We start from the raw sequence: 14772 nt of genomic DNA on the forward strand, positions 1-14772 counted from the left end.
CTCACCGCTTCGCATCCACGACGCCGCAGCGGCTGCCCTGCCTGATTCAAATGCTTCCAAAAAAATAGCAACGCCAGACAGTTTGACGTGTCTGGCGCAGGATCCCGGGAACGGCCGGAAAGGCCCTCAGTGCGTGACCCGCGCGCGGATCTCGGGCAGGGCTTTTTGCAGGTAGTACACCATCGACCAGACGGTGAGCACCGCGGCCACCCAGATCAGCACCTGGCCCCAGACGCCGGTGTCGATCATGCCGAACACACGGCCGTCGTACAGCAGGAAGGGGATGGCCACCATCTGCGCCGTGGTCTTGAGCTTGCCCAGCATGTGCACGGCCACGCTCTTGCCCGCGCCCAGGTGGGCCATCCATTCGCGCAGGGCCGAGATGGCGATCTCGCGGCCGATGATGATCAGGGCCACGAACACATCGGTGCGCTGCAGATGCACCAGCACCAGCAGCGACGCGCAGACCAGGAACTTGTCAGCCACCGGGTCGAGGAAGGCGCCGAAGGCCGATGTCTGGTTGAGCTTGCGCGCCAGGTAGCCGTCGAGCCAGTCGGTGGCCGCGAAGACGATGAACATGACCGTGGCGACCAGGTTGCGGGTCGCCACATCGAACGGCGCGTAGAACACCCCGACGATCAGCGGAATCGCGACGATCCGCGTACAGGTCATCAAGGTGGGGATTGTGAGAAACATGGCCGCCATTGTGTCACGTACCTTGGTGTTTGAGGTTCTGTTTCAAGGCCCGCGGTGCAGCCTGCGGGACGGTCATTTCAATGCAATGCACGGTAGATATCTTCAGCCAGCGCGGCCGAGATGCCGTCCACGCTGCACAGGTCCTCGACGGTGGCTTCGGACACGCCGCGCACGCCGCCAAAGCGCTGCAGCAGGCGCGCGCGCTTCTTGGGGCCGACACCCGGAATCTCCTCGAGTTTGCCGCCGCTCACGCGCACCTTGGCACGCGCCGCGCGCATGCCGGTGATGGCAAAGCGGTGGGCCTCGTCGCGGATCTGGGCCACCAGCATCAGCGCGGCCGAGTCGTAGCCCAGGTAGATCTTCTCGCGCCCGTCGGCAAAGACCAGCTCTTCCAGGCCGACCTTGCGCCCCTCGCCCTTTTCCACGCCCACGATGCGCGAGACATCGAGGCCCAGTTGCTCGAAGACTTCGCGCGCCATGCTGACCTGGCCCTTGCCGCCGTCGACCAGCACCAGATCCGGCAGTTGCGGCTGCTTGCCCGTGAGCTCGGCACCGCCCGCCTCTCTTTGCGCCTCGGCCACGCGGCTGTAGCGGCGCGTCAGCACCTGGCGCATGGCGGCGTAGTCGTCGCCGCCCGTGATGCCTTCGATGTTGAAACGCCGGTATTCGCTGCTTTGCATCTTGTGGTGATGGAAGACCACGCAGGAAGCCTGCGTGGCCTCGCCCGCCGTGTGCGAGATGTCGAAGCATTCGATGGTGAGTTCATCGAGGTTCTCGCAGGCCAGGTCCAGCGCCTCGACCAGCGCGCGCGTGCGCGCCTGCTGCGAGCCTTCTTCGGCCAGCAGGCGGGCCATCTGGATGTCGGCGTTCTTTTGCGCCATCTCCAGCCAGATGCGCCGCTGCTCGCGCGGCTGCTGCACGGCGGTGATGCGCACGCCGCCTTGCTCGCTCAGCAGCGCCAGCAGTTTCTTGTCCACCGGGTGGCTGACGATGAGCACAGGCGGCACGGCCACGCCGGTGTAGTGCTGGGCGATGAAGGCCTCCAGCACGATGTCCTCAACCGGGCGCGCGGATTCGGCAAGATTGGCCTCTTCCTCGCCGGCGTAGACCGAGGCGGCATCGCCCAGGTTGGCGGGAAAGTACGGCCGGTCGCCCAGGTGGCGGCCGCCGCGCACCATGGCCAGGTTCACGCAGGCGCGGCCGCCCTGCACCTTCACGGCGAGGATGTCCACGTCGCGGTCGTCGGCGGTTTCTATGACCTGCTGGTGCAGCACGCGCGACAGCGCCGTCATCTGGTTGCGCACCTCGGCGGCCTGCTCGTATTCCATGCGCCCGGCGTGCTCCATCATGCGGGCCTCCAGCTGGCGCAGCAGTTCCTGGGTCTCGCCGCGCAGCATGGCCTCGGCATTGCGAACGTCCAGCGCATAGGCTTCGGGCGAGATCAGATCCACGCAAGGGCCGCTGCAGCGCTTGATCTGGTAGAGCAGGCAGGGGCGCGAGCGGTTGGCAAAGACCGTGTCCTCGCAGGTGCGCAACCGGAAGACCTTCTGCAGCAGCTGGATGCTTTCCTTGACAGCCCAGGCGTTGGGATAGGGACCGAAGTAGCGGTGGCGCTTGTCCACGGCACCACGGTAGTAGGCCATGCGCGCGAAGCGCTGGTGGGCCGGCTCGCCATCCCGGCCGTCGCGCGCGGCCACGCCGGTGATCTTCAGATAGGGATAGCTCTTGTCGTCCCTGAACAGGATGTTGTACTTGGGTTGCTGCGTCTTGATCAGATTGTTTTCGAGCAGCAGGGCCTCGGCCTCGGAGCGCACCACCGTGGTCTCCATGCGGGCGATCTTGCCCACCATGTGGCCTATGCGCGTGCCGCCATGGTTTTTGGTGAAGTAGCTGGAGACGCGGCGCTTGAGGTTGATGGCCTTGCCCACGTACAGCAGCGCGCCTGCCGCGTCGAAATAGCGGTAGACGCCGGGCAGACCCGGCAGCGCTGCCACCTGGGCCAGCAGTTCATCGGAATGGGGTTCGGACATGCGCCTATTGTGGCCGCTGCCCGGGCCCGCCGCAGCGGGCCTGCGGGTTCTTACTCGGCCTCGATCTTCGAGGACTTGACCACCTGGGCCCAGTTGGCCCAGTCGGTCTTGACCATGGCGCCGAGCTGCTGCGGGTTCATGTAGTCGGCCGTGGCGCCCTGCTCCTGCGCCTTTTGCTTGAAGGCCGGGTTCTCCACGACCTTCTTGAGGTCGGCCGTGAGCTTGTCGATCACGGGCCTGGGCGTGGCGGCGGGCGCGAACACGGCAAACCAGGAGGTGGCGTTGACGCCTGCGTAGCCGGCCTCGGCCGTGGTGGGCGCATCCGGCAGGCTGGGCAGGCGCTGCGTGCCGGTGACGGCCAGCACGCGCAGCTTGCCGCTTTGCACATGGGGCATGAAGGGCGGCGCCGTGCCGAAGGTCAGGTCCACCTGGCCACCCAGCAGGTCCTGCAGCGCGGGGCCCGTGCCCTTGTAGGGCACGTGGACCATCTTGATGCCGGCCTGCTGCTCCAGCATGGCGCCGGTCACGTGCTGCAGCGATCCGTTGCCGGAAGAGGCGTAGTTCAGCTTGCCCGGGTTGGCCTTGGCATAGGCCACGAGTTCGGCCAGCGTCTTCACGGGCAGCTCGGACCGCACCACGATGATCTGCGGCGCCGACAGCACATTGGCCACGGGCTGGAAGTCGCCCTGCTCCCAGGTGCGGGCCTTGGTCAGGTGGGGCGAGATCACGTGGTAGCCCGAGTACTGCATGAGCAGGGTGTAGCCATCGGCCTCGGCACGCTTGACCAGGCTGGCCGCGATGGAGCCGTTGCCACCGCCCTTGTTGTCCACCACCACCGACTGGCCGATCACCGGCGCCAGCGCCTGGGCCGCCATGCGCGCGGCCAGGTCGGTGGTGCCGCCGGCTGCGGCCGGCACGATCATGGTGATGGTCTTGGCGGGGTAGCCGCCCTGCGCCAGCGCGGCCGTGCCGCCCAGGCCCAGTCCTGCGATGGCCATGGCCACGGCTGCGATCTGTCTGCGTTGAATCTTCTTCATCTTTGTCTCCTTGGTTTGCTCGGTTCTTGTGAATGAGAATGCGCGCCGGCCTCAGCCCTTGGCCAAAGCCCGTTCGCGGATGGCAGCAAAGTCGGCTGGTGGCTGGTGCAGGTCCAGCCGCGCGCCGGCCTTGGCGATCTGGCTGGCCGTGTCATGGCCGATCAGCGCGGGCAGGCTGCGCGCGGCCGCGACGATCTGCGCCAGGTCCACGCCGGTGTCGTAGCCCATGAGCTGCAGCGCGTGGACGATGTCCTCCGTGCAGGCATTGCCCGAGGCGCCCGGCGCATAGGGGCAGCCGCCCAGGCCGCCGATGGAGGCATCGAAGCGGTCGCCGCCCGCCTCGATGGAGGCCAGCACATTGGCCAGCGCCATGCCGCGCGTGTTGTGGAAATGCAGGGTCATGCCCAGCTGCGGCCAGCGCTGCCGGAAGGCGGCCACCATGGCGCGCACCTGGGTCGGGAAGGCCATGCCCGTGGTGTCGCACAGCGTGATGCCCTGCACGCCCAGATCGGCAAAGCGCTGCACCCAGCCGAAGACTTCCTGCTGCGGCACATCGCCCTCCATGGGACAGCCAAAGCAGCATGACAGCGAGACGTTGACGGGCACGCCCGCCTGCTGCGCCGTGGCCACGACCTGGGCCAGCGCCGCGAACGACTGGTTGCGCTGCATGCGCAGGTTGCACAGGTTGTGGGTCTCGCTGACCGACATGACGAGGTTGAGTTCGTCCGTGCGCGCCTCGATGGCGCGCTCGGCGCCCCGCGCATTGGGCACCAGGGCGGTGTAGACGGTGCCGGGGCGGCGTTCGATCTCACGCATGACGATTTCGCCGTCGCGCAGCGCGGGAATGGCGGTGGGCGAGACAAAGGCCGTGACCTCGATCTTGGACAGGCCGGCCTGTGACAGCGCATTGACCAGGGCGATCTTGTCCTCGGTAGGGACGAAGGCCTGCTCCATCTGCAGCCCGTCGCGCGTGCCGACCTCGTTGAAGAAAACGCGGCGGCCCGCGCCCTGCCAGACATCCGTGGTGTGGACGGCGTTCATTGGATCACTCCCTTGCTGCGCAGCAGCGCAATCTGTTCGGCCGTGAGGCCGGCCTCGGCCAGCACCGCGTCGGTGTCGTCGCCCACATGGGGGGCGCTGGTGCGCACCGTGCCCGGCGTGAGCGAGAGCTTGGGCACGATGCCCGGCACCTCGATGTCGTCGCCGTCGCGCGTGTGCTGGCTGAGAATCATGTCGCGGGCGCGGTAGTGCGGGTCTTCGGCAATGTCCTTGGCGGTGTAGACCTTGCCGGCCGGCACGCGTGCGGCGGCCAGCTGGTCCATGACGGCCTGCACGCTCTGCGTGCGCGTCCAGCCGCCGATGACGGCATCGATCTCGGCAATGCGCGCCACGCGGCCCGCGTTGTCGGCCAGTTGCGGATCGTCGGCCAGGTCCTGGCGGCCGATGGTGGCCATCAGGCGCTTGAAGATGGAGTCGCCATTGCCGGCCACCAGCACCCAGCCGTCCTGGCAGGGATAGGCGTTGGACGGCGCAATGCCCGGCAGCGCACTGCCCGCCGCCTCGCGCACGGCGCCGAAGGCGCTGTATTCGGGCAGCAGGCTTTCCATGACGTTGAACACGGCCTCATGCAGCGCCACGTCGATGACCTGGCCGGCACCGCCGTTCACCTTGCGGTGGTACAGGGCCATCATCACGCCGATCACGCCATGCAGCGCGGCCAGCGTGTCGCCAATGGACACGCCCACGCGCACCGGCACCCGGCCCGGCTCGGCCGTCAGGTGGCGCAGGCCGCCCATGGCCTCGCCGATCACGCCAAAGCCCGGCAGGTCGCGGTAGGGGCCGGTCTGGCCGTAGCCCGAGATGCGCAGGATGACCAGCCCGGGGTTGAGCGCATGCAGCTGCTCGGGCGACATGCCCCAGCCCTCCAGCGTGCCGGGACGGAAGTTCTCCACCAGCACATCGGCCTCGGCGATCAGGCGCCGCGCGATGTCCTGGCCCTCCTGCTGGCGCAGGTCCAGCGCCACCGAACGCTTGTTGCGCGACTGCACCTGCCACCAGACCGAGGTGCCGTTCTTGATCAGGCGCCAGTTGCGCAGCGGATCGCCCGCGCCCGGCGCCTCGATCTTGACCACGTCGGCGCCGAATTCGCCCAGCGTCTTGCCGCAGAACGGCCCGGCGATCAATTGCCCCATCTCGACCACGCGCACGCCGCTGAGCGCGCCGGGTGTGGGGGCCTGCCTTGTCTGTTGTGTCATGGGTTAGCGCTTCCTCTTTGTCTCCTGCGGCCGGCCTCCGATGGCATTGCCGCGGCGCCGATCTTGCCGCCGTCCGCGCCAGCCGCAAAACGCTCAAGCGCGACGCTGCCATCGCAAACCGGCATGGCAGAACCCGGTCGGGCGGGGCCGGGCGATAATCGCCACCCCATGAAACTCGACCCGATCTCGCTGCGCCTGTTCGTGGCCGTGATGGAGGAAAGCGCCATCGCCCGCGCCGCCGCACGCGAACACATCGCCCCCTCGGCCGCCAGCCGGCGGCTGGCCGAGCTGGAGAGCCAGCTGCAGGTGGAGCTGTTCACCCGCAGCAACCGCGGCAGCGTACCCACGGCCGCCGCCTATGCACTGCTGAACATGGCGCGCGGCGTGCTCAATGACCTGGACGGCATCGGCGAGCAGATGCGCGAGTACGGCAGCGGCCTGCGCGGCCATGTGCGCGTGATGGCCAACATCTCGGCCATCACGCAGTTCCTGCCCTCCCAGCTGCAGCGCTTCCTGGACCAGCATCCGCATGTGGACGTGCGCCTGCAGGAGCGGGTGAGCAGCGACATCGCGCGCGCCGTGGCCGACAACGAGGCCGATATCGGCATCCTCAACCAGGGCAGCTACGGCGAGAAGATCCGCCTGCGCCCCTACCGGCGCGACCGCCTCATCGTCATCGTGCCCCAAGGCCATGCGCTGGTACGCAGGCGCTCGCTGCGGCTGGCCCAGGTGCTGGACCATGACCTGGTGGGCATGCACGCGGGCAGCGCGCTCAACCACCAGATCACGCGCGCCGCGGCCGACCTGGGTCTGCAGCCCCGGCTGCGCATGAAGGTCACGGGCTATGACGCGCTGTGCCTGATGGTGGCCTCGGGCCTGGGCGTCGGCATCCTGCCCGAAGGCAGTGCCCGCCTGTACCTGGGCGCCCTGCCGCTGCGCTGCATTGCGCTGGACGAGCCCTGGGCCGAGCGCCAGCTGATGCTGTGCGTGCGCTCGCAGGAGGCCCTGCCGCCCGTGGCGCAGTTGCTGGTCGAACACCTGTGCGAGCCCTGACTCCCATGCTTGCCTTCAACCCCATCCCCCCGGCCCCTCTGCCAGAACAGGCCGCTGCACGGACCTGGGACATCTTCTGCCAGGTCATAGACAACTTCGGCGACATCGGCGTGTGCTGGCGCGCGGCGGCCGACCTGGCCTCACGCGGCCAGCGCGTGCGGCTGTGGATGGACGACGCCAGCGCCCTGGCCTGGATGGCGCCCCGGCCCCACCCGGCCGGGCTCAGCATGCACGGCTGGCCCACGCAGGCGCAGGACATTCCGCAGGCCGTGGGCGATGTGGTCATCGAGGCCTTCGGCTGCGAGATTCCGCCGCCCTTTCTGGCGGCCATCGCGCGCCGCGCACCGCTGTGGATCAACCTGGAGTACCTGTCGGCCGAGGACTATGTGGAGCGCTGCCACCGGCTGCCCTCGCCGCTGATGTCGGGGCCGGCTGCGGGGTTGACGCGCTGGTTCTTCTACCCGGGCTTCACGGCCGCCACGGGCGGCCTGCTGCGCGAGCCGGACCTGGCCGCGCGCCAGGCAGCCTTTGCTTCCGGGGGCCGGCAGGCCTGGCGCACACGCCACGGCCTAGGCACCGGCGATTGCGCCATCTCGCTGTTCTGCTACGAACCGCCTGCCCTGCCGCACTGGCTGTGCCAGCTGCATGCTGCGCCGCCCGCACCACAGGCCACGCATCTGCTGGTGACTCCCGGGCGCGCGGCAGCCGCGGTGCAGCAGGCCATGGCCGGCGTGACCGCCGCAGACCACGGTTCGGTGACCCGGCATGCGCTGCAGCCCTGCCCCCAGCCGCAGTTCGACGAGATGCTCTGGGCCTGCGACCTGAACCTGGTGCGCGGCGAGGATTCGCTGATACGCGCGCTGTGGGCCGGCCAGCCCCTGGTCTGGCACATCTATCCCCAGCACGACGACGCCCACCACGACAAGCTACACGCCTTCCTGGACTGGCTGCAGGCGCCGGCCAGCCTGCGCGCCTTCCACCATGCCTGGAACGGCATGGCACCGGCAAGCACCCTGCCCGCAATCACGCCTGCGCTGCTGCAGCAATGGCAGGAATGCGTGCAGGCGGCGCGCCTGCGGCTGCTGCAACAGACCCCATTGATTGAGCAGCTGCAAGCTTTCGTGACCGAAAAAAGCTAGAATGCACGTTTTGCCTCCCTGGAGGCGCCGTTGCGGGCGACCGCCAGCCGGCCGCCATCGACCAACCAGGGTTGCACCCGCCGCGGAACTGCGGCAGGCGCACCGTCCCAGCGACTTCGCTTGCCTGCCCTGTTGAGCGGCTTCAACCTCAGCCAAGCAAGCTATGAAAATCGCTCAAGAAATCCGCGCCGGCAACGTGATCATGCACGGCAAGGACCCGATGATCGTCCTGAAGACCGAATACGCTCGCGGTGGCCGCGGCGCCGCCACCGTGCGCATGAAGCTCAAGGCCCTGCTGTCGAACATGGGCACCGAAGTCGTGTTCAAGGCCGACGACAAGATCGACAACGTGATCCTGGACAAGAAGGAGTGCACCTACTCCTACTTCGCCGATCCGATGTACGTCTGGATGGATGCCGAATACAACCAGTACGAAGTGGAAGCCGCCAACATGGGCGACGCCATCAACTACCTGGAAGACGGCATGCAGGCCGAAGTCGTGTTCTACGACGGCAAGGCCATCTCCTGCGAACTGCCCACGTCCGTGGAACGCGAAATCACCTGGACCGAACCCGCCGTCAAGGGCGACACATCGGGCAAGGTGCTCAAGCCCGCCAAGATCGCCACCGGCTTCGAAGTGCCCGTGCCCCTGTTCGTGAGCCAGGGCGACAAGATCGAAATCGATACCCGCACGGGCGAGTACCGCAAGCGCGTCTAAACAACGCTTGCAGTTCCCTCTGCGAAGCCCCTGGCAGTCTCTGCCAGGGGCTTTTTCTTTGGGCGCGCGGCATCCATGCAGATATTTACCCGGGTTTAATTGACTTGCATATTTTACCCGGCTAATATCTAGCACATGACTACCGACTCTTGCATGGCGGGCGCCGAGCCCGCACCCAGCTACACCATCTTCCAGGGCCATGGCCGCCTGCTGCAGGGGGACAGGCCTGCCGTCCTGCAGTTCCTGCAAAGCCATGAACAGCAGCCGCAAGGCAGCGGATCGGCGCCGCCGCTGTGGGTTTTCGACGACCACAGCGGCATGCGGCTGGACCTGGACTGGCGCAGCGAACTGGCCGCATCGCCCGCACCCGGACAAGCCGCCGCACCGCGCAGCGTGGGCCGCCCCAAGCTGGGCGTGGTGGCACGCGAAGTCACATTGCTGCCACGGCACTGGGAATGGCTGAACCGCCAGCCCGGCGGCGCCTCCGGCGCACTGCGCAGACTGGTGGACGAGGCGCGTGGCAAGCATGCCGCACAGGATGCCGTGCGCGCCGCCACCGAGGCCGCCTACCGATTCATGAGCGAGATGGCGGGCGACCTGCCCCATTTCGAGGACGCCAGCCGCGCCCTCTTTGCACACCAGGCCGACGCCTTTGCAAGGCACACCGCCACCTGGCCCGAGGATGTGCGAAGCTATCTGCAGCAACTGAGCAGCGCTGCCTGGTCCTCGCCGCCATCGCCGCCATCGCCAGCGCAGGACTGAAGCCCCCGCCTTCCATTGCATTTTCTCGTCGCATTAACAGACACAACATGACGAAACCTAACGAACCTCTGCCCCAGGCTGCTGCGCCTGCCGCATCCAGCCCCGCCGGGCCGCCCATCGCCCACGGCACCCAGCCGCTGTGGCGCACCTTCCTGGTGTTCCTGGGCCCCATGGTCCTGGCCAATATCCTGCAGTCGCTGTCGGGCACCATCAACAGCGTCTTCATCGGCCAGATGCTGGGCGTGCAGGCCCTGGCGGCCGTCGCGGCCTTTTTTCCGGTGATGTTTCTCTTCATCGCCTTCGTGATCGGCCTGGGCGCAGGCTCCTCGGTGCTGATAGGCCAGGCCTACGGTGCGCGCATGCACGACAAGCTGCGCGCCATCGCAGGCACGGCCATGTGCATAGGGCTGCTGTTCGGCGCCGTCGTGGCCCTGTTCGGCGGACTGTTCACCGAGCCGCTGATGCGTCTGCTGGGCACGCCGCCCGACATCATGGAGCAGGCCACGCTGTATTCGCGCATCGTGCTGCTGGGCATGCCGGGGCTGTTCGTGTTCCTGCTGGCCACCTCGCTGCTGCGCGGCGTGGGCGACACGGTCTCGCCCATGCTGGCCCTGCTGATCTCCACCGGCACGGGCCTGGTCTGCACGCCGGCGCTGATCGCGGGCTGGGCCGGCCTGCCGCGCCTGGGCGTGGCCAGCGCGGGCGTGTCCATGATCCTGGGCTTCACCCTGGCGCTGGCCTGGCTGGGCTGGCGGCTGCGCCGCATAGCCAGCCCGCTGGCGCCCAATGCCGCGCTGTGGAAGGCCATGCGCATTGACCGGACCCTGCTCAAGAGCATCCTGCGCGTGGGCATTCCCACGGGCGTGCAGATGATCGCCTCGTCCATGGCCGGGCTGGTCGTCGTTTCGCTGGTCAACGGCTTCGGCTCCAGCGCCACGGCAGCCTATGGTGCGGTCAACCAGATCAACTCGTTTGCGCAGTTCCCGGTCATTTCGGTGGCCATCACGGCCTCCATCCTCGGCGCCCAGGCCATCGGCGCTGGCCGCAGCGAGCGCCTGGGCGCCATCACGGCCACGGCCATACGCATGAACCTGGTGCTGGGTGCCGCCCTGGCCCTGATCGGCAGCCTGTTCGCGCGGCCGCTGCTGGGCATGTTCATCACCGACGAGCAGGTGCTGGTGCTGGCCATCGAGCTGCTGTACATCGTGCTGTGGAGCGGCCTGCTGCTGGGCTGCTTCATTGCCCTGTCGTCCATCATGCGTGCCAGCGGCGATGTGGTCATTCCCACGGCCATCACCATCACGGTGCTCGCCGTGCTGGAGCTGCCCATGGCATGGTGGCTGAGCCGCAGCTTCGGGCTGATGGGAATCTGGATGGCCTTTCCGCTGTCCTACACCCTGACGCTGTGCCTGCAGACCGCCTACTACAAGCTGGTGTGGAAGAAGCGCCCGATCCGCCGCATGGTGTAAGGCGTGCGCCATGCAAAACAGGCTTCCCGAGGGAAGCCTGTTTTTTTGGGGGTGGGCAAAGCGTCAGGCGTTCAGGTCCAGCACCACGCGCCCTTCGATCTTGCCTTCATGCATGCGCGCGAAGATGTCGTTGATGTTCTCCAGCCGGTCGGTGGACACGGTGGCCTTGACCTTGCCCATGGCCGCGAAATCCAGCGACTCCTGCAGGTCCAGCCGCGTGCCCACGATGGAGCCACGCACCGTCACGCCGCTGAGCACCATGTTGAAGATGGGCAGCGGGAAGCTGCCGGGCGGCAGGCCATTGAGCGATACCGTGCCGCCGCGCCGCACCATGCCCAGCGCCTGCTCGAAGGCCTTGGGCGAGACCGCCGTGACCAGGGCGCCGTGCGCGCCGCCGATCTCTTTTTTCAGATAGGCCGCAGGGTCCGTGGTCATGGCATTGACCGTGACCTGGGCGCCCAGGCGCCGGGCCAGCGCCAGCTTGTCGTCATCCACGTCCACCGCCGCCACGTTCAGGCCCATGGCCTTGGCATATTGCACGGCCATGTGGCCCAGGCCGCCGATGCCCGAGATCACCACCCAGTTGCCGGGCCTGGTGTCCGTGACCTTCAGGCCCTTGTAGACGGTGACACCCGCGCACAGCACGGGTGCGATCTCGATCAGGTCCACGCTGCCGGGCAGCAGGCCCACGAAGTTGGCATCGGCCAGCGCGTACTGCGCAAAGCCGCCGTTGACGGAGTAGCCGGTGTTCTTTTGCTGCTCGCACAGCGTCTCCCAGCCGCCCAGGCAATGCTCGCAATGGCCGCAGGCCGTGTACAGCCAGGGAATGCCGACGCGGTCGCCCTCCTTCACATGGGTGACGCCCGCGCCCACGGCGGCCACATAGCCCACGCCTTCGTGGCCGGGAATGAAAGGCGGATTGGGCTTGACGGGCCAGTCACCCTGCGCCGCGTGCAAATCGGTATGGCAGACGCCGCAGGCCTCGATCTTCACCAGCACATGGCCGGGATCGGGCCTGGGCACCGGGACTTCCTCGATGGTGAGCGGCTTGCCAAACTCCCGCACCACGGCGGCCTTCATGGTCCTGTTCATTCGCGCCATCCTTTCTTTGCGTCAAAGTAGGTACAGCATTTCAGCGAAGCGACCTGAACGCCTTGATCAAAATCAGGCCTTGGACCATCAAGGACAAAAAAAGCGGGCAAGGAAAACCTTGCCCGCTTTTCAGGGATGCGAATGCAGGCCTTACACGGGCTGGCCCACCAGGTCGTGACCCTGCGTGCCCACGATGCGCGCCTTCACGAAGTCGCCCACCTTGTAGGTCTTGCTGGCCTTCTCGGGCGGCAGCAGGTGCACCAAGCCGTCGATCTCGGGGGCATCGGCATAGCTGCGGCCCACGCCACCCTTCTTGCCCAGGCCCACGGACTTGTCCACCAGCACCTGCATCGTCTGGCCCACGCGCTTTTGCAGGCGCGCAGTGGAAACCTCTTCGGCCACGGCCATGAAGCGCGCGCGGCGCTCCTCACGCACTTCCAGGGGCAGCATGCCGGGGATCTCATTGGCGGCGGCGCCTTCGACGGGGCTGTAGGCAAAGCAGCCCGCACGGTCGATCTGCGCCTCGCGCAGGAACTGCAGCAGGTGCTCGAACTCCTGCTCCGTCTCGCCGGGGAAGCCGGCGATGAAGGTGGAGCGGATCACCAGGTCGGGACAGATCTCGCGCCAGCGCTGCAGGCGCTCCAGGTTCTTTTCACCGTTGGCGGGGCGCTTCATGCGCTTCAAGACATCGGGATGGCTGTGCTGGAAAGGCACGTCCAGATAGGGCAGCACGCGGCCCGTGGCCATGAACGGAATGATCTCGTCCACGCTGGGGTACGGGTAGACATAGTGCAGGCGCACCCAGGCGCCATAGGGCTCGGCGATCTCGGCCAGCGTCTGCACCAGTTCGAGCATGCGCGTCTTGACCGGCTTGCCGTCCCAGAAGCCCGTGCGGTACTTCACGTCCACGCCATAGGCCGAGGTGTCCTGGCTGATCACCAGCAGTTCCTTGACGCCGCCCTCGAACAGCGCACGCGCCTCCTTGAGCACATCGCCCACCGGACGCGAAACCAGATCGCCGCGCATGGAGGGAATGATGCAGAAGGTGCAGCGGTGGTTGCAGCCCTCGGAAATCTTCAGGTAGGCGTAGTGCCTGGGCGTGAGCTTGATGCCCGCCTCGCCAAAGGCGCCCGGCACCAGGTCGATGAAGGGATCGTGCGGCTTGGGCAGATGGGTGTGGACGGCATTCATCACCTCCTGCGTGGCGTGCGGACCGGTCACGGCCAGCACGCTGGGATGCACTTCCTGGATCAGGTTGCCGCCATCCTTGCCCGCCTTGGCACCCAGGCAGCCCGTGACGATGACCTTGCCGTTCTCGGCCAGCGCCTCGCCAATGGTGTCCAGGCTCTCGCGCACGGCGTCATCGATGAAGCCGCAGGTGTTGACGATCACCAGGTCAGCGCCCTCGAAGGTCTTGGAGGTCTGGTAGCCCTCGGCGCTGAGCTGGGTAAGGATGAGTTCGGAGTCCGTGAGTGCCTTTGGGCACCCGAGGGAGACGAATCCCACGCGCGGAGCGGCCGCGCCGGCAGGGGTTGTCATGGTTGTTGCGTCGCTCGTGGGGGTCATAGGGGCGATATTGTCCCAGTTCTGCGCGAACTTGGTAAACCGCCCCCGAACTTATCCCTGCAAGCTCAGCTATTGCGCTTGATCCCGAGCGCGCCCAGCATCTGCTCGGTCTGCTTTTGCATCTGCTCCTGCATCTGGGCGAACATGTTCTGCGACTGCTCCATGTAGCTGCTCATCATGTTCTGCATGGCGGGCGGCTGCATGCGCATGAACTGGCTCCAGGCCTCGGGCGACGTACCCTGGGCCTGCTCGGCCAGCTTGTTCTGGAAGTCGGTGAACATCTGCACGTTCTTTTCCAGGTAGGAGCCCATGTAGCCCTGCATGGCGTGGCCGTAGAAACGGATGATGTTGGCCAGCACGGTCTCGGAGAACATGGGGGCGCCGCCCGCCTCTTCTTCCAGAATGATCTGCAGCAGGATGCTGCGCGTGAGGTCTTCGCCCGTCTTGGCGTCCTTGACCACCACGGGCTCGTTGCCCATCACGAGCTGCTTGACTTCCGTCAGCGTGATGTAGGAGGACGTGTTGGTGTCGTAGAGACGGCGGTTGGGGTATTTCTTGATCACGCGCTGGGCGCTGGGGGCGGCGGCTGTTGTCGTCTCTTGCATTGCAATGCTTCTCCTCTTGTACCTGCTGTACCTGTTTGCGCCTGCTTGCACCGGCTCGTGCGGGCAATCGGCTATTGCACTGCAACAGATTCTAGGCAGCACCTGCAGCACCCGGCGCAGCAGTAACCCTGATGGGGATCAACGCATGCGACACGGCAAATGGCCGCCATGCAACCGTTGGGGCAAAAAAAATCCCGCTTGAAGCGGGATTTCTTTTTTGCAGCCCCTGGTGAGACTGCTGTGTTTGGTAGGCGCGATTGGACTCGAACCAACGACCCCCACCATGTCAAGGTGGTGCTCTAACCAGCTGAGCTACGCGCCTGTCGTTTGTTGAAGCCGCAAGTATAGCA

Annotated in this window: 13 protein-coding genes and 1 tRNA gene; 5 read left to right on the plus strand and 9 right to left on the minus strand. The window is 66.7% G+C overall.

Features of this window, described 5'->3' with window-relative positions:
- Positions 1-126: 126 nt before the first annotated feature.
- The 5 genes from pgsA to ACF8LI_RS04870 all read right to left on the minus strand — a co-directional run bounded on the left by pgsA (position 127) and on the right by ACF8LI_RS04870 (position 6018).
- Positions 127-696 (minus strand): CDP-diacylglycerol--glycerol-3-phosphate 3-phosphatidyltransferase, encoded by a 570-nt coding sequence (gene pgsA / locus ACF8LI_RS04850; protein ID WP_026062576.1) that lies wholly within the window; start codon positions 694-696, stop codon positions 127-129.
- 77 nt (positions 697-773) lie between these two features.
- Complete coding sequence (uvrC, locus tag ACF8LI_RS04855; RefSeq protein ID WP_392412233.1) at positions 774-2726, minus strand: excinuclease ABC subunit UvrC; 1953 nt, start codon at positions 2724-2726, stop codon at positions 774-776.
- A gap of 50 nt (positions 2727-2776) precedes the next feature.
- Complete coding sequence (locus ACF8LI_RS04860) at positions 2777-3763, minus strand: tripartite tricarboxylate transporter substrate binding protein (protein ID WP_016445351.1); 987 nt, start codon at positions 3761-3763, stop codon at positions 2777-2779.
- 51 nt (positions 3764-3814) lie between these two features.
- Positions 3815-4804 carry a hydroxymethylglutaryl-CoA lyase gene (locus tag ACF8LI_RS04865; protein ID WP_016453011.1) on the minus strand — a complete coding sequence of 330 codons (990 nt, stop codon included), beginning with the start codon at positions 4802-4804 and terminating at the stop codon, positions 3815-3817.
- Complete coding sequence (locus ACF8LI_RS04870) at positions 4801-6018, minus strand: CaiB/BaiF CoA-transferase family protein (protein ID WP_016453012.1); 1218 nt, start codon at positions 6016-6018, stop codon at positions 4801-4803. The genes ACF8LI_RS04865 and ACF8LI_RS04870 overlap by 4 nt, the downstream gene beginning before the upstream one ends.
- 168 nt (positions 6019-6186) lie before the next feature.
- Between ACF8LI_RS04870 and ACF8LI_RS04875 the strand changes: the two genes are divergently transcribed.
- The 5 genes from ACF8LI_RS04875 (at position 6187) to ACF8LI_RS04895 (ending at position 11159) form a co-directional block, all read left to right on the plus strand.
- On the plus strand, positions 6187-7071 hold the full coding sequence (locus tag ACF8LI_RS04875) for a LysR family transcriptional regulator (RefSeq protein WP_012204721.1): 885 nt from the start codon (positions 6187-6189) through the stop codon (positions 7069-7071).
- 5 nt (positions 7072-7076) lie between these two features.
- Complete coding sequence (earP, locus tag ACF8LI_RS04880) at positions 7077-8210, plus strand: elongation factor P maturation arginine rhamnosyltransferase EarP (protein WP_392412236.1); 1134 nt, start codon at positions 7077-7079, stop codon at positions 8208-8210.
- A gap of 163 nt (positions 8211-8373) precedes the next feature.
- Positions 8374-8928: an elongation factor P gene (gene efp / locus ACF8LI_RS04885; protein ID WP_016445346.1), complete on the plus strand. Its 555-nt coding sequence runs from the start codon at positions 8374-8376 to the stop codon at positions 8926-8928.
- Between the two features lie 153 nt (positions 8929-9081).
- Positions 9082-9690: a DUF2239 family protein gene (locus ACF8LI_RS04890; protein ID WP_016453014.1), complete on the plus strand. Its 609-nt coding sequence runs from the start codon at positions 9082-9084 to the stop codon at positions 9688-9690.
- 47 nt (positions 9691-9737) lie between these two features.
- Positions 9738-11159, plus strand: coding sequence for an MATE family efflux transporter (locus tag ACF8LI_RS04895; RefSeq protein WP_016453015.1), 1422 nt, complete (start codon positions 9738-9740; stop codon positions 11157-11159).
- 63 nt (positions 11160-11222) lie between these two features.
- Here the strand turns inward: ACF8LI_RS04895 and adhP are convergent, their stop codons facing one another.
- The 4 genes from adhP to ACF8LI_RS04915 form a co-directional block, all read right to left on the minus strand.
- Positions 11223-12251, minus strand: coding sequence for an alcohol dehydrogenase AdhP (gene adhP / locus ACF8LI_RS04900; protein WP_016445343.1), 1029 nt, complete (start codon positions 12249-12251; stop codon positions 11223-11225).
- Between the two features lie 150 nt (positions 12252-12401).
- Positions 12402-13790, minus strand: coding sequence for a 30S ribosomal protein S12 methylthiotransferase RimO (gene rimO / locus ACF8LI_RS04905; RefSeq protein WP_047468807.1), 1389 nt, complete (start codon positions 13788-13790; stop codon positions 12402-12404).
- A gap of 92 nt (positions 13791-13882) precedes the next feature.
- On the minus strand, positions 13883-14422 hold the full coding sequence (gene phaR, locus ACF8LI_RS04910; protein ID WP_016445296.1) for a polyhydroxyalkanoate synthesis repressor PhaR: 540 nt from the start codon (positions 14420-14422) through the stop codon (positions 13883-13885).
- A gap of 245 nt (positions 14423-14667) precedes the next feature.
- Positions 14668-14744: transfer RNA gene (locus tag ACF8LI_RS04915), tRNA-Val, on the minus strand.
- Between the last annotated feature and the right edge of the window lie 28 nt (positions 14745-14772).

Origin of the sequence: Delftia sp. WSY_12 (genome assembly GCF_043104645.1) — a bacterium.
In the GTDB taxonomy this organism is placed as follows: domain Bacteria; phylum Pseudomonadota; class Gammaproteobacteria; order Burkholderiales; family Burkholderiaceae_C; genus Comamonas; species Comamonas tsuruhatensis.